The 21,559-nt window shown below is 68.6% G+C and carries 19 protein-coding genes and 1 pseudogene; 14 read left to right on the top strand and 6 right to left on the bottom strand.

Translation table 11 applies throughout. The annotated features are described in order from the left end of the window. Positions 1-20: 20 nt before the first annotated feature. Positions 21-101: pseudogene (locus IU459_RS40495) on the top strand (TetR/AcrR family transcriptional regulator); the annotation flags it as partial. Between the two features lie 165 nt (positions 102-266). On the opposite strand, the gene IU459_RS13695 reads toward IU459_RS40495, so the two are convergent. Next, on the bottom strand, positions 267-1,463 hold the full coding sequence (locus IU459_RS13695; RefSeq protein WP_195129884.1) for an NAD(P)/FAD-dependent oxidoreductase: 1,197 nt from the start codon (positions 1,461-1,463) through the stop codon (positions 267-269). A gap of 220 nt (positions 1,464-1,683) precedes the next feature. Between IU459_RS13695 and IU459_RS13690 the strand changes: the two genes are divergently transcribed. The 3 genes from IU459_RS13690 (at position 1,684) to IU459_RS13680 (ending at position 3,771) form a co-directional block, all read left to right on the top strand. Continuing rightward, positions 1,684-2,040, top strand: a complete 357-nt coding sequence (locus IU459_RS13690; RefSeq protein ID WP_195129883.1) for an SPW repeat domain-containing protein — start codon at positions 1,684-1,686, stop codon at positions 2,038-2,040. Between the two features lie 5 nt (positions 2,041-2,045). Then, positions 2,046-2,669, top strand: a complete 624-nt coding sequence (locus tag IU459_RS13685; RefSeq protein WP_195129882.1) for a TetR/AcrR family transcriptional regulator — start codon at positions 2,046-2,048, stop codon at positions 2,667-2,669. A 151-nt stretch (positions 2,670-2,820) separates the two neighbouring features. Next, complete coding sequence (locus tag IU459_RS13680; protein WP_195129881.1) at positions 2,821-3,771, top strand: type IV toxin-antitoxin system AbiEi family antitoxin domain-containing protein; 951 nt, start codon at positions 2,821-2,823, stop codon at positions 3,769-3,771. 100 nt (positions 3,772-3,871) lie between these two features. Here IU459_RS13680 and IU459_RS13675 read toward each other — a convergent pair whose 3' ends face one another. Then, positions 3,872-4,717, bottom strand: a complete 846-nt coding sequence (locus tag IU459_RS13675) for an alpha/beta fold hydrolase (protein WP_195129880.1) — start codon at positions 4,715-4,717, stop codon at positions 3,872-3,874. Between the two features lie 327 nt (positions 4,718-5,044). On the opposite strand from IU459_RS13675, the gene IU459_RS13670 reads away from it, so the two are divergent. Together IU459_RS13670 and IU459_RS13665 are read left to right on the top strand one after the other, a co-directional pair. Beyond that, positions 5,045-6,055: an adenylate/guanylate cyclase domain-containing protein gene (locus IU459_RS13670; RefSeq protein WP_195129879.1), complete on the top strand. Its 1,011-nt coding sequence runs from the start codon at positions 5,045-5,047 to the stop codon at positions 6,053-6,055. Positions 6,056-6,289: 234 nt separating this feature from the next. Then, a complete protein-coding gene (locus IU459_RS13665; RefSeq protein WP_324198858.1) occupies positions 6,290-7,057 on the top strand; it encodes an RluA family pseudouridine synthase in 768 nt (255 codons plus the stop codon). A gap of 243 nt (positions 7,058-7,300) precedes the next feature. Here the strand turns inward: IU459_RS13665 and IU459_RS13660 are convergent, their stop codons facing one another. Next, positions 7,301-7,912 (bottom strand): TIGR03086 family metal-binding protein, encoded by a 612-nt coding sequence (locus IU459_RS13660; RefSeq protein WP_195129877.1) that lies wholly within the window; start codon positions 7,910-7,912, stop codon positions 7,301-7,303. A 51-nt stretch (positions 7,913-7,963) separates the two neighbouring features. Between IU459_RS13660 and IU459_RS13655 the strand changes: the two genes are divergently transcribed. The 3 genes from IU459_RS13655 to IU459_RS13645 all read left to right on the top strand — a co-directional run bounded on the left by IU459_RS13655 (position 7,964) and on the right by IU459_RS13645 (position 10,103). Further along, on the top strand, positions 7,964-8,425 hold the full coding sequence (locus IU459_RS13655) for a MarR family winged helix-turn-helix transcriptional regulator (protein ID WP_195129876.1): 462 nt from the start codon (positions 7,964-7,966) through the stop codon (positions 8,423-8,425). A 146-nt stretch (positions 8,426-8,571) separates the two neighbouring features. After that, entirely contained in the window at positions 8,572-9,357 is a 786-nt protein-coding gene (locus IU459_RS13650) for a metallophosphoesterase (protein WP_228837853.1), read from the top strand. A gap of 68 nt (positions 9,358-9,425) precedes the next feature. Beyond that, positions 9,426-10,103, top strand: a complete 678-nt coding sequence (locus IU459_RS13645) for a phosphodiesterase (RefSeq protein WP_195129875.1) — start codon at positions 9,426-9,428, stop codon at positions 10,101-10,103. Here IU459_RS13645 and IU459_RS13640 read toward each other — a convergent pair. After that, positions 10,100-11,161 (bottom strand): AraC family transcriptional regulator, encoded by a 1,062-nt coding sequence (locus IU459_RS13640; RefSeq protein ID WP_324198857.1) that lies wholly within the window; start codon positions 11,159-11,161, stop codon positions 10,100-10,102. The genes IU459_RS13645 and IU459_RS13640 overlap by 4 nt on opposite strands. Before the next feature lie 90 nt (positions 11,162-11,251). On the opposite strand from IU459_RS13640, the gene IU459_RS13635 reads away from it, so the two are divergent. The 4 genes from IU459_RS13635 (at position 11,252) to IU459_RS13620 (ending at position 16,732) form a co-directional block, all read left to right on the top strand. Next, positions 11,252-12,718: a flavin-containing monooxygenase gene (locus IU459_RS13635; protein WP_195129874.1), complete on the top strand. Its 1,467-nt coding sequence runs from the start codon at positions 11,252-11,254 to the stop codon at positions 12,716-12,718. A gap of 73 nt (positions 12,719-12,791) precedes the next feature. Beyond that, positions 12,792-14,915 carry an ABC transporter ATP-binding protein gene (locus tag IU459_RS13630; RefSeq protein WP_324198856.1) on the top strand — a complete coding sequence of 708 codons (2,124 nt, stop codon included), beginning with the start codon at positions 12,792-12,794 and terminating at the stop codon, positions 14,913-14,915. Further along, complete coding sequence (locus IU459_RS13625) at positions 14,912-15,649, top strand: energy-coupling factor transporter transmembrane component T family protein (protein WP_195129873.1); 738 nt, start codon at positions 14,912-14,914, stop codon at positions 15,647-15,649. Before IU459_RS13630 ends, IU459_RS13625 begins: the two co-directional genes overlap by 4 nt. A 432-nt stretch (positions 15,650-16,081) precedes the next feature. After that, on the top strand, positions 16,082-16,732 hold the full coding sequence (locus IU459_RS13620; protein ID WP_195129872.1) for an ammonium transporter: 651 nt from the start codon (positions 16,082-16,084) through the stop codon (positions 16,730-16,732). 275 nt (positions 16,733-17,007) lie between these two features. Here IU459_RS13620 and IU459_RS13615 read toward each other — a convergent pair whose 3' ends face one another. Beyond that, entirely contained in the window at positions 17,008-18,276 is a 1,269-nt protein-coding gene (locus tag IU459_RS13615; RefSeq protein WP_195129871.1) for a lipase family protein, read from the bottom strand. Positions 18,277-18,523: 247 nt separating this feature from the next. Here IU459_RS13615 and IU459_RS13610 point away from each other — a divergent pair, with 247 nt between their 5' ends. Then, entirely contained in the window at positions 18,524-19,168 is a 645-nt protein-coding gene (locus tag IU459_RS13610) for a cysteine hydrolase family protein (protein ID WP_195129870.1), read from the top strand. Between the two features lie 48 nt (positions 19,169-19,216). Here the strand turns inward: IU459_RS13610 and IU459_RS13605 are convergent, their stop codons facing one another. Beyond that, on the bottom strand, positions 19,217-21,538 hold the full coding sequence (locus IU459_RS13605; protein ID WP_195129869.1) for an ATP-dependent DNA ligase: 2,322 nt from the start codon (positions 21,536-21,538) through the stop codon (positions 19,217-19,219). Between the last annotated feature and the right edge of the window lie 21 nt (positions 21,539-21,559).

The following is a 21,559-nucleotide window of genomic DNA, read 5'->3' as shown; positions in this document are numbered from 1 at the left end:
CCATCGACAGAGACAAGGCGGTGGTCCTGGATGCTGCCCGGGAACGGTTCGCCGCCGACAGGTACGACCGCACGACAATCCGGGCCATAGCCGCCGACGCGGGCATCGATCCATCCATGGTGATGCCCTACTACGGCAGCAAACAGCAGCTGTTTGCCAGCGCAGCCCATCTGGACCTAGAACTGCCCGACTTGGCGGGCCTGCCGCCCGGCCAGGTGGGCGGAGCCCTGGCCAGAGTGAGATTCGATCGCGGCCCGATCGTGTCCTCAGCTCGGCGTGAGCAGTTCGGTTATCGGCGCGCCCGCGGCGATCTTGGCGCGGGCCTTCATCACCTGGGCGGTCATGCCCGCGCCGACCACGCCGGTGAGAGTGCCCGCCTGGGAGTAGTACGCGAGGAATTTCCGGCCGTCGTCGGAGACGACGTGGACGTCGTCGGTGGCGTTCGGGGTGCCGAGGGCCTGGATCTTGACGTCGTACTGGTCGCTCCAGAAGTACGGCACCCGTGCCGCGGTGGGGGGAGCGGCCCCGAGCAATGCGCAGGCGAGCAATTTGGCCTGTTCGCCCGCGTTGGTCCAATGCTCGACCCGTTTGCGCGATCCGGTCTCGTGCAGCCAGGCCGCGACATCGCCGACCGCCCAGACGCCTGCCACGGAGGTGCGCCCGACCTCGTCGGCGAGCACCCCGCCACCGGCCGACGGCTCGGCGAGGGCGATCCCGGAGTCGCTCAGCCACTCGGTCACCGGCCGCGAGCCGACCCCGAGCGCGACGAGGTCGGCGGCGATCTCCGAGCCATCGGACAGCCGCGCACCACGGACCCGGCCCGCGTCGTCGCCGTACAGGGTGTCCAGGCCGATCCCGCAGCGCAGGTCGACCCCTTCCGCGCGGTGCATCCGCGCGATCAGTTCGCCCACCTGTGTGCCAAGCACCGAGGCCAGCGGCGTCGCCTGCGGTTCGACCAGGACGACCCCGACGCCGTTCGCACGGAAGCTCGCCGCCAGTTCACACCCGATGAATCCCGCGCCGATCACCAGCGCGGTCGCCGCGTCGGCCAGATCGGCGCGCAGGGCGACCGCGTCGGTGTGGCCGCGCAGCACGTGCACGCCCCGCAGATCCGGCAAGCCTGGCAGGCGGCGCGGGCGCAAGCCGGTGGCGATGATCAGCTGGCCGTAGCCCAGCGTGCTGCCATCGGCCAGGTGAACGCGGCGGGCGTCGGTATCGACGCCGACCGCTTCGGTGCTCACTCGCACATCGATGCGTTTCTCGGCGTAGAACTCGCTCGGCCGCAACGTGGTGTCGTCGGTTTCGCCGCGCACGAACTGCTTGGACAGCGGCGGGCGATCGTACGGCAATCGCGCCTCGTCCCCCACCAGCACCAGCTCACCGTCGTAACCCGCGCGGCGCAGTTCCTCCGCGGTGCGCAGGCCGGCGAGGCCGGCTCCGACGATCACGATCGGCGCGGTCATGCGGCCATCCCTTCATTGGAACCCGGACCGCCGTTTCGGTGAACCGGCGGTGACACGCAGCAACCCTAACCTTTGCTTGGTTGTCCATTCCGTGAGGACTGTCACGTCGGAACCGGACCGGTGACAGCCGCGAAATCGTAGTCGTCCAGATATTGATCGGCCGGTCAATCAGGGCTATACCGAGAACTAGGACACAATCCACAGCCCGAGGAGGCACACAATGTTCACCGAGAGCCGCGCGCAAGATTTCCTGGCTGTCGTGCTCGGGGTCTTCACCGCACTGTCACCCATCTGGGTGGACACGAACACCAACGCCATGTGGTCACTGATCGTGCTCGGCGCGCTCATCGCCCTCACCGGCCTCGCCCAGATGGCCCGTCCCGAGATGGCGGCGGCGGACTATCTGATGGGCCTGTGCGCCGTACTGCTGTTCATCTCCCCCTGGGTCATGGACTTCACCGAGTACCGGGCCGCATCCTGGACCGCATGGGTAGTCGGGGTAGTGACGGCGGTGGTCGCGGTGGCGGCACTGCCGACGGTGTCGGGTCGCCTGCACGACATGGCTCCGCATCACTGATGCAGATGCCGAAATCCCGGCGCGCCGGGCGTCGCCGTAGCGCGAAAGTCGATGGCGACGCGCGGCAGCTCATCCTCGATGCCGCGGAAAAGCTTTTCGCGGCACAGGGTTTCGACGCGACCGCGACGGCGTCCATCGCCGCCGCGGCCGGCGTTCCCAAAGGGCTTGTCTTCTACTACTTTCCGACCAAGGATTCGATTCTCTCCGCGCTGATGTCCGAGCGAGTGCCCGCGCATCCGATCGACGACCTCGGCACCGTGGTCGCGCCGGGTGATCCGGCGACGAGCCTGGTCAACCTGGATGCCGCCCTGAACCTGCGCGACCATCACTCGTCGGTGCTGCGGGTGATCCTGTGGCGGGAGGCCGACACCCATCCTGACGTGCGACGCCAGCTACGCCGCCTGCGCGACCAGATGCTGGACGTCACCGCCACAGTGCTCCAAGCGAGTGCGCCGGTCCCGGTCCGCCCCGGCACCCTGCGCGCCTGCGCCGCCGCGTGGGTCTCGGCGATGTTCGCCCTGGCCAGCACGGAACGGCTGCACGCGCTCGACGGCGTCCCGCTGCCCACCGCCGACGAAGTACTCAACATCGCCCAAGTTGTCGCGGCGGGCATGACCCACATGGGCTGAGCACCCCTCCGCCTCCCCCGGGACTTCACGCCGTACCGGTTGGATGCGCGTGAGTTGCGTTCAGGTGCGACGTTATCCACAGCAGGCGTGTTATCCACATTCGGTCGTCGGATGGGTATTCCGCGCTTCTCGGTCCACCACGATCGTCGGTATGGAAGCACTGCAACTGATCTCGCGTCGGCAAGCGCTGGCGTCCGGACTGTCCGACAAGCAACTGCGGCGGCTGTGCCGCACCGGACAGTGGCATCGCCTGCGGGCCGGACGCTATCTGAATTCACCTGGCTCCGGTCTCGGCGCGACGGATCGGCATCTGCTGCTCACGCTCGCGACCGCGGAGACCACGTCCGATTCCGCGATCACCAGTCACTGCTCCGCAGCGGTGCTGCACGGGATGGCGACCTGGCATATCTCGCTCGACCGCGTGCACCTGACCAGGAACCGGATCAACGGCGGCCGCGTGAGCAAGCGGGTCGTCGTCCATTCCGCGCAGCTGGAGCCCGACGAGATCACCCTCGTCGAGCGCATCCGAGTGACCACTCCGGCGCGCACCGTCATCGATATCGCCCGATCGGAAGGCTTCGAGCAATCCGTCGCCCTCGGCGATTCCGCGCTGCGCCGTGGTTTGACGACCACCGCCGAACTGCGGGAGCACCTGCGGCGGGCCCGGCACCGGCCGGGACGCCGCAGAGCTGCCCGAGTGCTCGACTTCCTGGATGGCCGCAGCGAGAGCGTCGGCGAATCCCGCAGCAGAATCACGCTGCGCCACTGCGGCTTCCCCGAGCCCGAGGTGCAAGCACGCGTCTTCTCCGATAGCGGAGTCTGCGTCGGCCGCGTCGACTTCCTGTTTCCCGACCTCGGCGTGATCGGCGAGCTCGAAGCCGAGTATTCCCACGCCTTACGCGGTCCCCGCTTCCCCAGCCAGGCAGTCGGCGCGGAGAAGACGCGCGACGACCAACTCCGTGCGCTCGGTTGGATGGTGGTCCGCTGGACCTGGGACGATCTGGCCGCCCCGGCGGATCTGGTCCACCGCCTCCGCACGGCCGCCCGAACAGCGCTCCAAGGCCGCCGATCCGGCTATTGGACGCCCACCGCCAAGCCGTGACGCCGTCTTCACAGCGCCGGCTCGCGTCGGCCGCACGGTCGCCGTCCCCGACGCAGGCGAGGATTTCAGTAGCGGAGGGCTGTGGCGATCGGGGTTCCCGTCAGCGGGGCTGGTTCAGGAAGTTGGTGACGTCGATCGCGAAGCGCTGGTGCTTGATCGCACCCATGTGGCCGGCGCCGGGATAGATGATCAGGCGGGAGTCGGGGATTCCGTCGGCGGTGCGACGGAAGGTCGCGACGCTGTAGGCGCCATCACGCTCGCCGCCGACGACGAGGGTGGGCACTCGGATTTCGCCGAGGCGGCCGGTGAGGTCGAATCCGTCTTCGGCGCGAAGGAAGGCGTACGGGTCGGCGGGATTTCGCGGGCGCAACAGCGGGTCGAACAACCACATGGCGGCCGCGGCGACACGGGCGGCCACGGGCGAGTGGAAGGCGATGGGCGCCAAGTGGTGCATCGCTCGGTGGCCGCGCAATGCCGCTTCGGCGTAGCGCATCTGACCTGCTTTTGCGACCGGATCCAACCGGCACCCCGACGACGCGATGACAAGGCGGCGCACGACCTCCGGATGGTCCGCGCCGAGCTGGAGCGCGACCGAACCCCCCGACGAGATGCCGAGCACGTCCACCGGCTCGCCGAATTCGCTGCGCAGCGCGTCCGCATGCTCGGCGGCGATCTCCTCCATCGTGATGCCCGCCGTCATGCCAGGCGCCCGGCTCACCGCGTAGACACGGAAATTCCGGGCAAGCGGCTCCAGCATCTTGATCTCGGAGCCGCGCATCCAGCCGTGCGGGTTCGCGTGGTCGGGACTGAACCACCGGAGAAGCACCAGAGGTCGACCGGAGCCGATCGCGAAGTAGGGCATGCCGTGCTCCAGCACACCCTCCACGATCTCCAGCTCAGCCCGTCCGGACTTGCTCACGATGCCCTCCGATCCGCGATCATCCATCCGTTGACTCGACGCTATCGAAGCGCACCGCCATCGGCGATAACTTCAGTAGCCACGTCCTGCACCCGGCGTCACCACCGCCACAGCGCGTCCAGCACTTCCGCGCCGGCGACCGCGCCGATTGGTACAACACGTCAACCTCACCGTGCATGATCGCGGCGGACACTTCATCTCGTGGGAAATCACCGACCTGCGGATCGATGCCCTCCGCCGCACCTTCCCCGGCCGCTGACAACTGGCATGGCAGGACGCAAGGTCGGGGCCCTGAATATGTGAACTCGCCCAAGGTCGGCCGTCCGCGGCCGCGCTGCCCGTAAGGTACGCATCATGGTGCCCGCCGAGATGTCCGACTTGGTGCAATCGGTCGTCGAGTCCTATCTGCTCGACGGAGCGCGCCGGTACAGCCGCACCGAAGTCGCCGAGCAGTCCGGGACAACGACGGCGCTCACCCGGCGGCTGTGGATGGCGCTCGGCTTCCCGTCGAGCATCGGCGACGACGAGGTCGACTACGCCGAAGCCGACATCGCGGCGGTCCGCAACTTCAAGCGGCTGAATGTTTTGTCCTCCGCGGACAAAAGGCAGCAGGCCGCCACCGCGCGCACGCTCGGTCAGGGCATGGCGCGGCTGGCGGAATGGCAGATCGACTTGGTGCTCGCGGAGATCGAAGAGCGCATCGCCGAGGCGGACCCCGGAGCCGACCCGGCCGAGACGGTCCGTACCGCCACCGAGGGCGCGATCGCCACGCTGGAGCAGTTGAACACGTATGCATGGCGACGGCATCTGGCCGCGGCGCTGTCCCGTTCGCTGGACCCGGAGACGACCGCGGGGGAATCGGTGCGCGAACTGGCCGTTGGTTTCGCCGACATGGTCGGCTACACCCGGCTGACCAGGCACCTGCACCCCGACGAGCTCTCCATGCTCCTGGAGGCATTCGAGTCCACCACGACGGCCGCCATCACCGAGAACGGCGGCTGGGTGATCAAGAACGTCGGCGACGAAGTCATGTTCGCCACCGAGAACGCCGCCGACGCCGCCAACATCGCCTTGGCCATCCAGGAGTCGACCATGATGGTCGGCGGCACCCCGGAACTGCGCGTAGCCGTCGCGTACGGCCCTGTGCTGCAACGCTTCGGCGACCTGTACGGCTCGGTGGTGAATATCGCGTCCCGGCTCACCGGCGTCGCGCGGCCCGGCACCATACTGATCGACGACCGAGCCGCCACCGCGCTCGACGGCGACCCGGAATTCGACATCAAGAACCTGCGCAGCGTACGGGTGCGCGGCTTCAACCGACTGCGCCCGCACTTGCTGCGCCGCAACGGCAGGAACGACAGGTAGGCGGCGGCCTCGCCTCCGCTCGCCCGGCGCGGGGCCAAGGACGGACTCCGTCCGCCAGCACCTCCACCTGCGGCAGCCTCCGCCTCCGCTCGCCCGGCGCGGGGCCAAGGACGAACTCCGTCCGCCAGCACCTCCACCTGCGGCAGCCTCCGCCTGCGGTGGCCTCCGCCTCGGCTCGGTCCCGGCGCAGGGCTGATGGCGGGCTCCGTCCGGCTGCGCCCCTATGCTCGTCCGGTGGAAACGGACTGGTCACAGCTGCGCGCGCGTTCCCTGGTCGAGGAGGACGACGCCATTCTGGCGTTGCACAAACCGGCCGGGATCTCGGTGACCGGGGAACGGCACGACACCGACATCGTCGAACTCGCCGCCGCCGCGGGCGAGACGCTGTATCCGGTGCACCGGATCGACAAGGTGACCTCTGGCCTGATCCTGTTCGCGAAGGAGCTCCGCGCCCACGGCGAGCTGACCAGGCAGTTCAACAAGCAGACCGCCGACAAGGCGTACCTCGCCGTGGTCGCGGCGACCGGACTTCCCGACACCGGCGTCATCGATCTGCCGCTCAGCGTGGGACGCAAGAACCGGGTGCGGATCGCCGCGCCACGGGAACGCATCCAGCATGCGGCTGGCCGGTGGTTCGCCGACGACGCGGATCTGCTTCCCGCGAAGCACTACCCGTCACTCACCCACTTCGCGACGGTGCTGCGCGCCCCGGCGCACACCGTGCTCGCCCTGCGCCCGATCACCGGCCGGCGCCATCAGATCCGGGTCCACTTGGCCTGGACCGGACATCCGATCGTCGGCGACCCCTTGTTCGACCGGTCCGGCACGCACGAGCGAACCTATCTGCACTCCTGGCGTCTCGGCCTCACCGCTTCTTGGCGCACGCCACCGCACCTCACACTCACCGCCGACCCCGATGCTGGCTTCTGGCGCCCTATGGACCGATCCGCCGACCCGGCGAGCCTCGAAAAGGCAGCCGAACTGCTCCGCACGATCCGGTAATTGCACTCCAGGACCGCTCGTTCCGCTCCAGAGTTCCTGGCATGGGCCCCCTCCGAGGAGCGGATGTCTGCGAAGAGCTCAGTCGCAGCCAGTCGAGCGGTTCCCCGTTTCGACGCGAGCATCGCCCGTCCGTAGCACCTCAGGTCGTACCGCCGGACTACCAGCAAGTCGCACGGTACTCGCGACGTCCTGGACTGCCCGGGGATGCGCAGCGCCCGATGTCGGCACGTCGCGAATGAGCGATCAGGCCGCGGCGTCCGGCCAGTTCGGCGCGCGGCCGAGCACCAGCAGCATTCGATCCAGTACCGAAGCTCCTTTCGGGACAACCAATCCCGGCGCGAAGGCGGCGCCGGGCGCCGAGCGTTCCCGGCCGTCGGGGACAGCTAGGGCGACCCGCAGCGCCTCCTCGGCCAAGCCGGCATCGAGGGTGATGGTGTCGCCGATCGATCGTGCGACGTCCCAGGCGTGGACGACGCTGTCCACCAAGTGGAAGCCGATCGCGCGTGCCGCGGGAAAGCCATAGCCGGGCAGGATTTCCGGGAGTTGAAGCGTGCGCTCGAAGACGTCCTCGGCGGCGAACGCGGCGAGCACGTCGTCGGCCGAGGCGCGATAGTCCGCGACCGGATCGGCGGAAGGGCGGACGGTCCAGATCGCGGGATCGTGGCCGCCCCGCGCAGCGGCGGCGAATCCGTGATTCTGCGCGATCATGTGCTCCAGTAGGTCCTGGAGATGCCAAGCCGCACAGGGTGTTTCGTTGCCGAGCTGTTCGGGGCGCACGCGGGCGACGGCAGTAACGCTCACGCCGACGGCACGGGCGTGCCGACCACGAAGCTCCTCTAAGTTAATTGTATGCATGTATAGATCGTAAGCTTACGCATACGATCCGCCAAGCAGTATCGTCGACCCATGCCGAACGCCCGTCCCGATCTCGCCGCGATGATCGTGCCGCTGGGGCGGGCGCTCATGGCCGCGGAGTTGCCCGTCCTCGACCGGCACGAGTTGTCGATGTGGGGCTATGCCGTCCTGCTCGGCCTCGACGCCGAGCCTGTCTACACCCAGGCCGCACTGGCCAAGGCGATCGGCGCGGACAAGACCCGCATCATCGGCGTGCTCGACGAACTGCAGCGGCGCGGCCTCATCAGCCGGGAACCGGACCCGGCGGACCGGCGGGTGAACCTGGTGTCGCTCACCGAGGCCGGGCGGGCACTCCGCGATCGCGCCCAGCGCGATATCCAGGACCGCGAAGACCAGTTGCTCGAGCGACTGCCCGCCGCGGACCGGCGCGTGTTCCTGCGCGCCCTGCGCACTCTGTCCGATGCGGTAGCCGAGCAGTCGCGAGACGGGAACGACGCGAAGCCCGCATTGTGACAGCTGACACATATCGACTAGCACGTCACCGTGGGTGGCGAGCGTCATGACGACGGGTAATGCGCAGGTCAACTAGCCTGAGGAAGTGCCGAGGCCGCGACCCGCGCACGCTCTGACGCAACGCAGCGAACCCCTAGCGAAAGCGAATGCCGATGATCCTGGTGGCTCAGGTCAGCGACACACACTTCGATCTCGGCACCCGTAACGCCGAACGTGTGCAGCGGGTGCTGGCCTTCCTCGGCGGCCTGCGCCGCAGGCCCGATGCCATCCTGGTGACCGGCGACATCACCGATTCCGGTAAGCCGGAGCAATACGCCGAGGCCAAGCTCGCGTTCCAGACCGAGATCCCGCTGTACGCCATCCCGGGCAACCATGACGACCGCGCGGGCTTCCGAACCGCGCTGCTCGGCGAGCCCGCTTCCGGCGCCCCGGTCAACCGCGTCCATCGGATCGGTGATCTCACCATCGCTCTGCTGGATTCCAGCATCCCCGGCGAAGCGGGGGGACGACTCTCCGAGGAGACCTACGACTGGTTGCGCGACGCGCTCGCCGCGGCGCCCGTGGGCAAGCCGATCCTGCTCGCGCTGCACCATCCGCCCGCGCGTCTGCACAGCCCGATCGTCGACGAGATCGCACTCGCCGACCCGCAGCGGCTCGCCGACCTGGTCGCCGCCGACGAGCGGATCGTCGCCGTGCTCACCGGGCACGCGCACTCGGCCGCGACGACCACGTTCGCCGGGCGCCCGCTGCTGGTGGCGCCGAGCACCGCGTCCGTGCTGGCCGGCGAATGGGAACTCGATCTGCCCGACCACGTCATGGACTACGCGCCCGACCCGGCGGTCTCGCTGCACGCCATCGATGACGATCACCGCCTGACCACGCATTTCCGTACCGTCCCGATGGCCGGCCGGATCGGCGTGCAGCCGGGCTGAGCGCGGTTTACCCGGCTTGCGCCGGGGCAATCGGGAGACACAACGGACGTCTACCCGGAGGCACCGCCATGGTCGACCTACCAGCCGCAATGGTGAAAGGCGCGTTCGCGACCGGAGCACGTATCCGGCATGCTCGGGTGTTCCATCCCAACGGTCTGCACCTGTCCGGCCGATTGCATGCGGAGGCCGAGTTCGAGCCGCTCTTCGGGGCCGGTGAGCGCGCGGTGATCGCGCGGTTGTCCAAGGGTGTGGGAATGCCGGGCAGCCTGCCCGATGTGCTCGGATTCGCGTTCCGGGTGCTCGACCGCGATGACGAACCGTGGGATTTCACGTTGGCCACCACCGGCCGCGGACTGCTCGGCCGACTGGTGTTCACCCCGGCCCGGGGCTGGGCCAGCGCTCGCTACGGCTGCCTGATGCCATACCGGATCGGCAATTCCGCGCCGACCTGGTTCTTCGCCGAGCCGGACAGCGCTCAGCCCGCGACGGCGTCGCTCGCGGCCATGGACGCCCATCTGGACGAGGACCTGGTGAGCTTCACCCTCACCGGCAGCCGGCTGGGCGGGCCACGACTGCGGCTGGCCGAAATCACGCTGCGACATGCCGAAGCGGCCGAGTACCGGACGGACTATTTCGATCCGATGCTCAATCACCCGTCCGAGGTGGAACTGTTCCCCAAAGCGGTCGGCAAGATCCGCGAACTCGCATACACAGGCAGCCGCAGCGGCCGCGGCGAAGGGCGCTAACGTCGTGCGGCGCGTTCGCGGCGATAGGCCGCGGGGGTGTTACCGGTCCACCGCTTGAACGCGAAGATGAATGTCGAGGCTTCGGCGTAGCCGAGGCGGATCGCGACGTCGCTCACGGACAAGGGTGTGGCCGTGAGCATTTCCTCGGCCAAGGCACGGCGGACTTCGTCCAGCAGAGCGCGATAGCTGGTTCCGGCGGCGTCGAGGTGGCGGCGCAGCGTGCGCGTGCTCATGTTCAGGTCGCTTGCCACCGCGTCGATCCCGGGCGGCGCGGCGAATCCGTCCACGCCACCGCGCGGCACCAAGCGCTCCCGCACCTCGGCCGCGATACCGGTGCGGGCCCTGCGCCGGTGCACCAGTTCACGGCACTGCGCCAGGCACATCGCCCAGGTGTGCTCATTGGCTTGGGGCAGCGGCTGTTCCAGCAGTACCGGTTCGATGGCGAACAGGTTGTCCGGCATACCGAATCGCGGCGGCACCACCGTGACCTCCGTGATCCGGTCCGCGTAACTCGGTGCGGGAAAACGGAATTCGGCCCTGGTGAGGGGCAACCGGGTGCCGAGCAGGTCGCTCATCACCTGGTGCATCGCGGTGACGTCACGTTCGACGAGGAACTGGCGCACGTCCGCGGGCACCGACTCGTCGTGCACCACGGCGACGAACTCGTCCGCGCGAAACTGAGCCACCGGCAGGCAGAAGGTGAAGCTGAGATCCAGATAACGCAGCGCGAGGTCGATCGCCTCCCCGAGCGTCGGGCTGCTGACGCAGGCGAAGCCGAAAATGCCGAACGTGGTGATCCGGTAGCGGCGGCCCACCTCGACGCCGAGGGCGGGCCGGTCGGCGAGTGCGCGGACCAGATTGCGGATCACCGCCAACTCGGTATGCGCGTCGATCTGCGCGTCCGGATCTCGCAGCTGCTGCTCGGTCAGCCCGGTGCCGTGCAGCATGCGCGCGGCGGGCACGCCGTGCTCGGCCGCGTAACCGACCATCAGCGCCACGCTGGCCACGCCGCGCGGAAAGTTCCAATCGCGGATTTCCGGATCCTGCACCCGCTCCACGCGGACAGTATGGCCGAATTTCTCGATACGACGGACCAGGGGCTCCTACAGTGGAGTCATCTACGGTCGGAATGAGGAGTGTGGTGCCCCGTGACAGCGCGCAATCGGCCATCGATCCTCATCATCGGCGCGGGCTTCGGCGGCATCGGGATGGCGATCGAATTGCGCCGCAACGGTTTCGACGACATCACCATCCTGGAGCGCGCGGGCGACCTCGGCGGCGTGTGGCGGGAGAACACCTACCCCGGCGCCGCCTGCGACGTGCCGTCACCGCTGTACTCGTACTCGTTCGAACCGAAGCCGGACTGGCCGCAGCGGTACTCGGGGCGCGCCGCCATCCAGGACTACCTGCGCGGCGTCGCCGAGCGGCACGGCGTGCTCGCCGCGATCCAGTTCGGCACCACCGTGACCGACGCGGAATTCGATGACGTTACCGGCCACTGGACGGTCCGCACCGCCGACGGGGACACCCGGATCGTGGACGTGCTGATCTCGGCGGTCGGTCAACTGTCCCGCCCGGCCATGCCGGCCATCCCGGGCCTGGACAGCTTCGCCGGCCCGTCGTTCCATTCCGCCGAGTGGCACCACGACGTCGACCTCACCGGCAAACGCGTCGCTTGCGTCGGCACCGGGGCCAGCGCCGTTCAGTACATCCCGGAAATTCAGCCGAAGGCCGCCCACCTGACGCTGTTCCAGCGCACCCCCGCCTGGGTGATCCCGAAATTCGACACCGACTACTCGCCGATCCAGCACAACCTGTTCGCCCGGGTGCCGGGTGCGCTGCTGGTCGAACGGTTCGGCTGGTGGTCGATCGCCGAATTCTTCTCGCTCGGGCTGGTCGAGCTTCCCGCCCTCACGCGGCTCGTGGCCCGCATCGCCGCGTGGCACTTGGCCAAACAAGTCGAGGACCCGAATCTGCGGGAAAAACTCACCCCCGACTACCCCATCGGTTGCAAGCGAGTCCTGTTCTCCAACGACTACTACCCCGCGCTGACCCAGCCGAACGTGCGGGTGGAGACCACCCCGATCACCGAGATCATCCCGGACGGCCTGCGCACCGCGGACGGGGCGGTGCACGCGGCGGACGTGATCATCTACGGCACCGGTTTCAAAGGCACCGAATTCCTCTGGCCGATGACGATCCACGGCCGCGGCGGCCGCACGCTCTCGGACGCCTGGGCCGACGGCGCGCACGCTTACTACGGCATCGCGGTGCCGGATTTCCCGAACTTGTTCCTGGTCTACGGGCCGAACACCAATCTCGGTGTCGGCTCGATCATCTACATGATCGAGTCGCAGGCCCGCTACATCCGACAGGCCGTGCAGTTGCTCGCCGACCACCCCGGCCACTGCCTGGACGTGCGCACGGATCTGGAGCAGCACTACAACACCGCGCTCCAGCAACGGCTGGCCCGCACGCCATGGAACTTCTGCTCCAGCTGGTATCGCAACGCCGCGGGCCGCATCACCAACAACTGGCCCGGCTCGCAGACCAGCTATCGCCGGCGCACCCGTCACCTCGACCCCGCGCACTACACCCTCACACCGGTCTCCTGATCAACCGGGCACCGCTGAACTGCATGAATTCGCCGAAACCCGGCGCGGCTGCCGGGGCTGGCAGACTTGTGCTGTGAATGGACTGGCCCATGCGGACGAACCGGCTGAGCGGGGACCGCTGCGCCCGATCGAGTTGGCCACCGGCGCCGTACTCGGCGGGGCCACCGTCGGGTTGGTCACCATCGGATCGGTGATTCCGTTCGCGGCCGCTCTGCAGCTGGTCGCCGCCGTGCCCATAGGTCTGATCGCGCACCGCTACCGGCTGCGCACACTGGTCACCGCGACCATCTCCGCCACACTGGTCACCTTCGTCGCGGCCGGTGTGGCGCCCGCGACCGCGCTGGTCGCTTCGGCGACGATGGGCGGCATCATCGGCATCGTGAAGAGGCGCGGCGGCGGTGTCGTCGCGGTGTCCGGACTCGCGCTGCTGGCCGGCGTGGTCTGGGCGGCCTTCGCCGTCGGATTGCTGCTGCTGCTCTCGGCGGCGCGCAACCTGCTGTTCGACAATATCCGCAACACCGCCCGCGGCATCCAGGAACTCGCGGCACGCCAAGCGCAGCTGGAACCGCTCGGGCAGGCCGCGGCCGACCTGACCGACTCCGTGCTGCGCTGGTGGTGGGCGTGGATCGGCGGCGGCGTCGCACTGAGCATGGTCGCCACCGGGCTGTTGTCCTGGTACGTGCTCGGCTCGGTGCTGGACCGGCTCGCCTGGCTGCCCGGACGAGACCGGCTCGACGCACCGCACGACGACCGGCCCATCGCACCGCTACCGGTGACCCTGCACGGCGCCGGATTCCGCTATCCCGGCGCGGCGCGCGACGCCCTGCGCGACATCGACCTGACCGTCGGCGTCGGCGAGTTCGTCGCCGTGGTGGGGCACAACGGATCGGGCAAGTCGACGTTGACCCGGTTGCTCGCCGGTCTGCCGCCCACCTCCGGATCGGTGCAGCGCCCCGGGTCGGCCGGGCTCGGGCGCCTGGGCGGAACGGCGCTGGTGATGCAGCGACCGGAGAGCCAGACCTTGGGCGTGCTCGTCGCCGACGACGTGGTGTGGGGTTTGCCTCCCGAACTCGCCGCCGACGTGGATGTGGACGGATTGCTCGGCGAAGTCGGGCTCGCCGGGATGGGCGGCAAGGAAACCGCCACGCTGTCCGGCGGGCAGCAGCAGCGCCTGGCCGTGGCCGGGGCGCTGGCGCGGCGCCCCGCACTACTGATCGCCGACGAGGCGACCTCGATGATCGATCCGGACGGGCGCCGTGAACTCGTGGAACTGCTCGCGGCCCTGCCGCAGCGACATTCGATGGCCGTGGTGCTGGTGACCCATCACGAAGCCGACGCCGCCGCGGCCGACCGGGTCGTCCACTTGGCCGCAGGCCGCTCCGTCGGGCAGTTGCCCGCGTGGCCGCGCCCGGCGCGCGACGCGCGGCGCAGGCCGATCGGCGAGCCGATCCTCGAACTGCGCGACGTCCGGCACACCTACAACCGCGCGACGCCGTGGGAAGCGGCTGCCCTGCACGGCGTCGACCTGTCGGTCCGGCGCGGCGAAGCGCTGCTGGTGGTCGGCGGCAACGGATCGGGCAAATCCACCCTGGCCTGGATCATGGCCGGGCTGATCGAGCCGAGTTCCGGTGGTTGCGCATTGCACGGGAAGCCGATCAGCAAGCAGATCGGGCGGGTCGCGCTGGCATTCCAGCACTCCCGCCTGCAGTTGCAGAAACAGACCGTCGGCGCGGAGATCGCGGACTGGGGCGGGCGGGCGACCGGCTCCGGCGCGGTCGGGCGGGCGCTGGACGCCGTGGGGCTGGACCGCTCGCTGGCCGCCCGCTCCATCGAGGAACTCAGCGGCGGCCAATCCAAACGGGTGGTGCTCGCGGCGATCGTGGCCAGTCATCCGCAGGTGGTCGTGCTCGACGAGCCGCTCGCCGGGCTCGACCCGGAGGGCCGGGCCGACATCGTGGAACTGCTTGCGCGCCTGCGCGATTCCGGGCTGACGCTGATCGTCATCTCGCACGACGTGGCCGACATGGCGGCGGTGTGCGACCGCACGGTGCAACTGCGGTCGGGACGAATTCTCGCGGCCGAGTCGACGCGGGAAGCCATCCCGAGCAGCGTCGCCGCGTCCACCGATCACCCTCCCGCCGCGCTGCGCCCGCCCGGCGACGCGGCCTGGCGACTGGACCACGGAGGTTCCCGATGAGTGGCGTGCTGCTGCGCCAGGTTCCGGTCGACAGTCCGGTGCACCGGCTGTGGGCGGGCACCAAGATGATCGGGGTTTTCCTGATCAGTCTGTTGCCGATGTTCCTGCCGTCCTGGCCGGTGCTCGGGGTGATGATCGTCTTCCTGGTCTGCGTCGGCCTGGTCGCCCGGTTGCCGCTGGGCACACTGCCCCGGCTGCCCTGGTGGTTCTGGGCGCTGCTCGCGGCCGGAGCCCTGATCAACGTGCCGGTCGGCAGCGCTGCCGTGCTGCGTTACGCGCAGATCGTCGCGTTCGGCTTGGTCCTGTTATCCGCCTCGTTCCTCATCGCGTGGACCACGCCGATGAGCGAGATCGCCCCCGCGCTGGCCAAATTGGGCGCGCCGTTGCGCAAACTCCGGATCCCCGTGGACGAATGGGCCGTCGTCGTGGCACTGACCCTCCGCGGTTTTCCACTGCTCATCGAGGAGATCCGGGTCCTGCGCGCGGCCCGCCGCCTGCGCCCCAAGGACAGCCTGCTCTATCGCGCCGCGGACAATCCCCTCATCGATGTCCTGACCGCGGCGATGGCAGTCTCCACTCGCCGCGCCGGTGAACTCGGCGAGGCGATCACCGCGCGCGGCGGAACCGGCGAACTCACCGCCCATCCGGGCTCTCCTGGCCGTCGCGACGCCTTCGCCCTGACCGTGATCGTCGCGACCTGCCTCGGTGCCGTCGCCCTGCACCTGCTGACCTGAGCCGGGCCGGGCGCAGGAAAACGCCGGACATCCCGTCCGGCCGGATGGCGGGAAGGCAGGGTTTCTGGCCAATAGCTACTGCTGCCGGTTTCTGGTGAAATCTATGGCGCCGGTATTCGCCGAACCGACGCGAGCAGGTCGATGATAGGCGGCCCGCTAGACGACACCGCGATGCCAGAGTGGTGCTGACCTGTGCTGCGGAGCGTCTCAATCGCCGAATAGCTGAGTGCTATAACTATTTTGAACGCAGGAAAAGACGAAGGCATACCCTCTCAATTAGTGTTCTAAACCCTTCCGATCGCATACAGTTATCACTCGGAAGTAGCTGTCTTCTGAATCACATCACGGATGTACGCGCCAGTGGGGGAAGGAATTTCAGCGCGTTCCGCGTTCTCTTTGCTGCAAACCTGATGAAGATTGGAAACCAGGGAAATGATTCTCCGGAAAGTCACCGCCGCGGTCGTACCACTCGTCGCGGCGCTAACGGTCGGTGCGGGCGCCGCGCATGCGGAACCCGCCCCAGCGCCGGTCCCGAATATCGGGTACGAGGCGCGACTGGTCGGGAACCAGATCGTCACGACGCTCACCGCGGGCACGTTCGACGTGCGCGACGGCGCCGTCGCCATCAAGGACGAGGCCGGGAATGTCGCGCTCACACTTCCGCTCGCCTTCCGCCAGGACGGGCTCGAGTACCCGATGCCGCACGCCGTGCGTGACGCGGGCCGAGTGCTGGAGCTGACCATCGTCAAGGACGCGGCCCAGGCGCGCCCGGCCGCCACGCCGGTCGCCTCGCCGCAGGAGAACCAGCAGGCGATGGACGCGTTCCTTTCGCAGTTCGGCATCGCCACCGCTGTCGGCGGTTTCATCGGCACGATCGTCGGCGCGCTGGTCGGGCTCACCGGAATCATCGGCGGTCCCACGGTGATCGCGAGCGTCATCGCGGGAGCGGGCGTCGGCGCCATCATCGGCACCATCATCGCCGGTGGACCGACCCTGATCGTCGCCGGAATCGACCTGCTCGGCACGCTGAATGCCGCACCGGGGACCACCAAGTGGGCGGAAACCGGCCGTACGCAGAAGTGATCAGCGTCCCGCGGAACTGACGCACACCCGGGGAACGAAGCGCACCGAATCACCAGCGATTCGGTGCGCTTCGGCTATGCCAGGGGTGCACACCGATCTGGCGAGGAGCATGCCGACGACGTCGAAGCGGGCCATATCTTGCGGCCAGGTGGGCGCGCTGGACCATGGCCAGATCGAGAGCCAGCCGGGATAGCCCGTCCGGCCTCCGGTTGACGAGCCGCCGCATGCACTGCCCGAAGCCAGCCGCAGTTCGCGCAAAGGCACCACGAACTCACCTATCGCGAATGGCACCCCGGAGCGACCGGCACCCCCGCGAACCGGTCCGCGAGAAAGTTCATCGCACCCGGCGCCTCGCCGATCGCCGCCGGGTTGTGGGTGGGCAGCATCGAGTGCACCGAAGTGAGGTTCGCTCCCTGGGCGCAGTAGCGACCGATCAGGTCGGTGAACCCCGCGACGGGAATCACGTCGTCGGTGATGCTGTGGTAGAGGTACGTCGGCACGGTCGGCGCGCTGCCGCCGAGTTCCTGTGCGTCGGTCGCGGCCCGAAAGGCCGGATGCGACAGCACGTCCGGAACTGTGGTGAAGTCGCCCAGACGCGCCCCGACGTATTTGGGCACGAGGTCGGACCCACAGGCCGTGCTGTTTTCGATCAGAGCCGCCTGCCCACGATCGTTGAGCAACTCCAGCACGCCCGTGGCCGGATCGTTGCGGGCGACGGCGAAAAGGATGAGCAATGCCAGTCCGGCCTGCACGGTGCCGTCCGCGCGGCGGGCGATGGCCGGCCAATCCGCCGGAACGCCACCCGAGGTGATCCCGGCGAACTCGACGTCCGGCGCGTATTCCGGCTGCAGCTGCGCGGCCCACAGCGTGGCGAAGGCCCCGCCCGAATACCCCCAGGCGCCGATAGGAGTCTCGGGTCCGAGTCCGGCAGCCGGGAAGTCGCGGGCGGCCCGGATGCCATCCAGCACACCGCGTCCGGAGTTGACCCCGTCCAGGAACCGGGACTGCGGTCCCTCGTAATCGCTGACCACCAGGGCCCACCCGCGCCGCAGCGCCTCCGCCATGAAGGGCGTATCGATCAGCGTGTTGACCGCGCCGGTATCCCAACCTCCGCGCAGCGCGTAGGACGGCGCGCACCGGGTGCCGAGACTGTCCTCGGGGACCTGATACGACAGCAACGGCCGCGCTCCAGGGCCGAACCACGGCAGCATCGGCACCAGCACGGTCGCCACATAGGCCGCGGGACGGTCACTGGAGTCGGTGGTCCGATACTTCACCTGCCACGCGGAAATCGGCAGGGGCAGACCGAACAACGCGATCGGACGCGCGTCGAGAACAGCGCCGTTCCAGTACGAACCCAGGTCGGCGGGGGCCGCGTAGAACGGGTCGTGGTCGGGGGGCGGCAGCTGGGCGGACGCCGCAGGAGCGCAGACCGAACCGAGAACCAGAACGACCAGGGCGGATAGAATGGCGCGGAGAACGGCCGCGCGCGCAGGCCGATTTCGCGTCTGCTCGGTGACAGGCGCCGCGTGAATATCCTTCATCAGGGCCTCCCCACTCCAGCGAGGCCGAAGCGCGCGGGTGCCGTCGGCGCCGACTCACTCCCGCCTCTGGTCACAACGCTACTGCCGTAGGATCCGCCCGGCAACGGTCGATCGGAGGTCATACCCGTCGCCGCCGTTGTCCGCCGCGACTGGCTACAGTGATCCGAAAAGGCACCTAGCACAACCGAATAGCCCTCATCTACCACCCCGCCCGCAGCGCGGGCGCGACTAACAGGAGCAGTCGAGCATGCGGCATGGCAACGGACTGGACATCCCCGAAGGACTCGCCGACGTGTGCGCACCGGACCGGATGGCGGTACTCGTCTACGACATGCAGGTCGGGGTGCTCAGCCAGCTGCCGGACGGCCAAGAGATCGTCGAGCGGGTGGTGCGGGTGGTCGACGCGGCGCGCTCCGGTGGCTATCCGGTGGTCTTCCTGCGCCATTTCTTCCTGCCCGAGCGCCTCAGCGGCGCCTTCGCCCTGCGCATGGCAATGAACTGGCAGCAGGTGGATTCAGTGGACCAGCTGCGGTTCATCCTGCAGCGCGACACGCCCGCCTTCGAGCTGGTCCCCGAGCTGCGGCCGCGCAAGGACGAGGTGGTGTTCGACAAGACGTCGATGTCGGCATTCGAGGGCACCCCGCTCGCCTCGATGCTGCGCGACCTGCGCATCGGCGCCTACGCGATCGCGGGCGTCGCCCTTGAGATCGGCATCGCTCCCACCGTGGCGCACTCCACCGATCTCGGATTCGTCCCCGTGGTGATCAGCGATGCCTGCGGCGGCCGCGACAAGGCGGCCATGGCGCGCGCCTACGATGAGTTCGAATTCCAAGGCCACGCGGTGATCACCGATAGCGCGACCATCACCCCACTGCTCGCGGGCGCCAACTGACCAAGACACCGGAACACGGCGCGGCCACCGGTCGGCGTGGGACTCACCCTACGCGGAGTCATGCGTGCCCGGTGCGTCGCCGAGCCAGGCGGGGTGCCACAACCGTCCCGCCTCGGTCCAATTCATGAACCGCACCCGGCCGCCGAGCTTCGGCGTCACCCACACCGCCTCTTTGCGCTCCTCGGTGGTGAGTTCGTTGTCGAACGGGGAGGTCTTTCGTTCCAGTTTGCGCAGCCGGGCGGCCAGTTCACGCATGCCCGGCTCGCTGAAACCGGTGCCGACCCGCCCCACGTAGTACAACCGGCCGTCATGCGGAATGCCGACCAGCAGCGACTTGAAATTCCGTGCCCCGCTGCGTCGCCAGCCGCCGATCAGCACCTGCTGGGTACGCCAATTGCGCTGCTTCACCCACGAATGTCCGCGCTTGCCCGGCAGATACACCGAATCCTTGCGTTTGGCGACCACGCCCTCCAGGCCGTGCTGCTGGCTGTAGCGCACCGCCTCCGCGCCCGGCCCGTCCAGTCGCGGCGGCACCACCATCGATGGGGCGTTCGCGACCAGCGCCTCCAGCACCCGGCGGCGATCGGAATATCGTTTGCGTATCAGGGACGTGCCGTCCAGATACAGTACGTCGAAGGCGACGAACACCGCCCGCGCCGCACCGGCCTGCAGTAGACCGAGATTGGCCACGCCGTGATCGTCGAAGACCACCGCCTCACCGTCCAGCACCACGCTGTGCCCGGCGAGTTCCCGCGCCAACACCGTGATACCGGGATAGCGATCGGTCACCACGTTCCCCGCCCGGCTGCGCAAGGTGATCGCGCCGGAATCGATCTCGGCGATCAGCCGGAACCCATCCCACTTCGTCTCGAAGCACCAGTCCTCGGCGTCGAGCTCGGCGACGTCTCCCGGTGTCGCCAGCATCGGCGCCAGTCCGCGCGGAAGCGGCGAAGGTGCGCTCGTCGGCCGGATGATCCGGCCGGAAGCCCGCCCGGCACCGGACTCGTCCTGGGCCTCGGCGCCGTTCTGGGCCCGCATCAGGTGCATCAGCCACTGGTTGCCGTTGGTCTGGATCAGCGCGTACCGACCGGTGAGCCGCTTGCCGTTGAACTGGACGATGACCTCGTCGTCACGCCATTTCTCGGTGACGTAGGTGCCGGAATCCCAGATCGTCATCTCACCGGCGCCGTACTCGCCCTTCGGGATGGCGCCGTGGAAATCGAGGTACTCCAGCGGATGGTCCTCGGTGTGCACCGCGAGCCGGTTCTGATCCGGCGAGGTAGGCGGCCCCTTCGGCACCGCCCAGGACACCAGCACTCCGTCGCGTTCCAGCCGCACGTCCCAGTGCAGCCGACGCGCATGGTGCTCCTGCACCACATAGCGGTTGTTCGCGCCCGGCTCCGGGGCCTCGGCAGGCACCGGCTCGGGCGTCCGGGATGGGTCCCGCATCGACCGGTACTTCGTCAGCGCGTCCGAACCCGACCGCTGCGAGCCGCCCTGCGCGAGCGGCGGGTCCAGCCCCGCGAGCAGATCGCCATCCGCCCGGTACCTGGCCAGCACCTCGTCGAAGCGCAAGTGCCGCAGCTTCTTCCGGTTCTCGATCTCCTTCCAGGTACGCGGAGCGGCGGCGTTCGGCTGCTGACGCCCGCGCATCGAGTAAGGCGCGATGGTGGTCTTGGCCGGATTGTTCTGGCTCCAATCCAGGAAGACCTTCCCGCCCCGGGCCGATTTCGCCATCGTCGCGGTGACCAGATCCGGATGCAGCCGTTGCATATTCGTGGCCACTTGCTTGGCCACGGTGGACGCGCCATCCGGACTGAGTTCCCGATCCAGGGGAACGTAGATGTGAATGCCCTTGCTGCCGCTGGTGACCGGGTACGCATGCAACCCGATCCCCTCGACCATGTCGCGCACCATGAGCGCCACCTCAGCGCATTCGGCGAGCCCGGCTCCTTCGCCCGGGTCCAGGTCGAAGACCAACCTGGTCGCCGGACCCATCTGATCGTCGTCGAAACGCCATTGCGGCACATGGACTTCCAGCGCCGCCTGCTGACCGACCCAGGCCAGTCCGGCCTCCGAGTCGATCAGCGGGTAGACGACCTTGCGGTCGGAATGGCGCATCGTCCGGCGCTCGATCCAGGACGGCGCGTGCGACGCGAGATTCTTCTCGAAGAAAGACGGCTCGTCCACCCCGTTGGGCCAGCGCTTCCGAGTGACCGCCCTACCTGCGATATGCGGCAGCATGGCGGGTGAGATCGCCGAATAGTAGGCGATGACCTCGCCTTTGGTGGTGCCGGTGGCCGGGTACAGCACCTTGTCGAGGTTGCTCAGCTCAACCTCGATACCACCGAACTCTCGGCGGGCCACCATGTTTCAAAGTTTAGCGGCGGA

The organism is Nocardia amamiensis (genome assembly GCF_015477605.1).
In the GTDB taxonomy this organism is placed as follows: Bacteria; Actinomycetota; Actinomycetes; order Mycobacteriales; family Mycobacteriaceae; genus Nocardia; species Nocardia amamiensis_A.
This window is presented reverse-complemented; position numbering and strand designations above follow the sequence as displayed.

Excerpts from the sequence above, each read along its gene's own strand:
- IU459_RS13675 (WP_195129880.1), bottom strand. The coding sequence starts at position 4,717 with ATGGATGATCGCGGATCGGAGGGCATCGTGAGCAAGTCCGGACGGGCT.
- IU459_RS13620 (WP_195129872.1), top strand. The coding sequence starts at position 16,082 with ATGATTCTCCGGAAAGTCACCGCCGCGGTCGTACCACTCGTCGCGGCG.
- IU459_RS13610 (WP_195129870.1), top strand. The coding sequence starts at position 18,524 with ATGCGGCATGGCAACGGACTGGACATCCCCGAAGGACTCGCCGACGTG.
- IU459_RS13650 (WP_228837853.1), top strand. The coding sequence starts at position 8,572 with ATGCCGATGATCCTGGTGGCTCAGGTCAGCGACACACACTTCGATCTC.
- IU459_RS13615 (WP_195129871.1), bottom strand. The coding sequence starts at position 18,276 with ATGAAGGATATTCACGCGGCGCCTGTCACCGAGCAGACGCGAAATCGG.
- IU459_RS13660 (WP_195129877.1), bottom strand. The coding sequence starts at position 7,912 with ATGCATACAATTAACTTAGAGGAGCTTCGTGGTCGGCACGCCCGTGCC.
- IU459_RS13655 (WP_195129876.1), top strand. The coding sequence starts at position 7,964 with ATGCCGAACGCCCGTCCCGATCTCGCCGCGATGATCGTGCCGCTGGGG.
- IU459_RS13645 (WP_195129875.1), top strand. The coding sequence starts at position 9,426 with ATGGTCGACCTACCAGCCGCAATGGTGAAAGGCGCGTTCGCGACCGGA.
- IU459_RS13605 (WP_195129869.1), bottom strand. The coding sequence starts at position 21,538 with ATGGTGGCCCGCCGAGAGTTCGGTGGTATCGAGGTTGAGCTGAGCAAC.
- IU459_RS13670 (WP_195129879.1), top strand. The coding sequence starts at position 5,045 with ATGGTGCCCGCCGAGATGTCCGACTTGGTGCAATCGGTCGTCGAGTCC.
- IU459_RS13690 (WP_195129883.1), top strand. The coding sequence starts at position 1,684 with ATGTTCACCGAGAGCCGCGCGCAAGATTTCCTGGCTGTCGTGCTCGGG.
- IU459_RS13695 (WP_195129884.1), bottom strand. The coding sequence starts at position 1,463 with ATGACCGCGCCGATCGTGATCGTCGGAGCCGGCCTCGCCGGCCTGCGC.
- IU459_RS13680 (WP_195129881.1), top strand. The coding sequence starts at position 2,821 with ATGGAAGCACTGCAACTGATCTCGCGTCGGCAAGCGCTGGCGTCCGGA.
- IU459_RS13625 (WP_195129873.1), top strand. The coding sequence starts at position 14,912 with ATGAGTGGCGTGCTGCTGCGCCAGGTTCCGGTCGACAGTCCGGTGCAC.
- IU459_RS13685 (WP_195129882.1), top strand. The coding sequence starts at position 2,046 with ATGCCGAAATCCCGGCGCGCCGGGCGTCGCCGTAGCGCGAAAGTCGAT.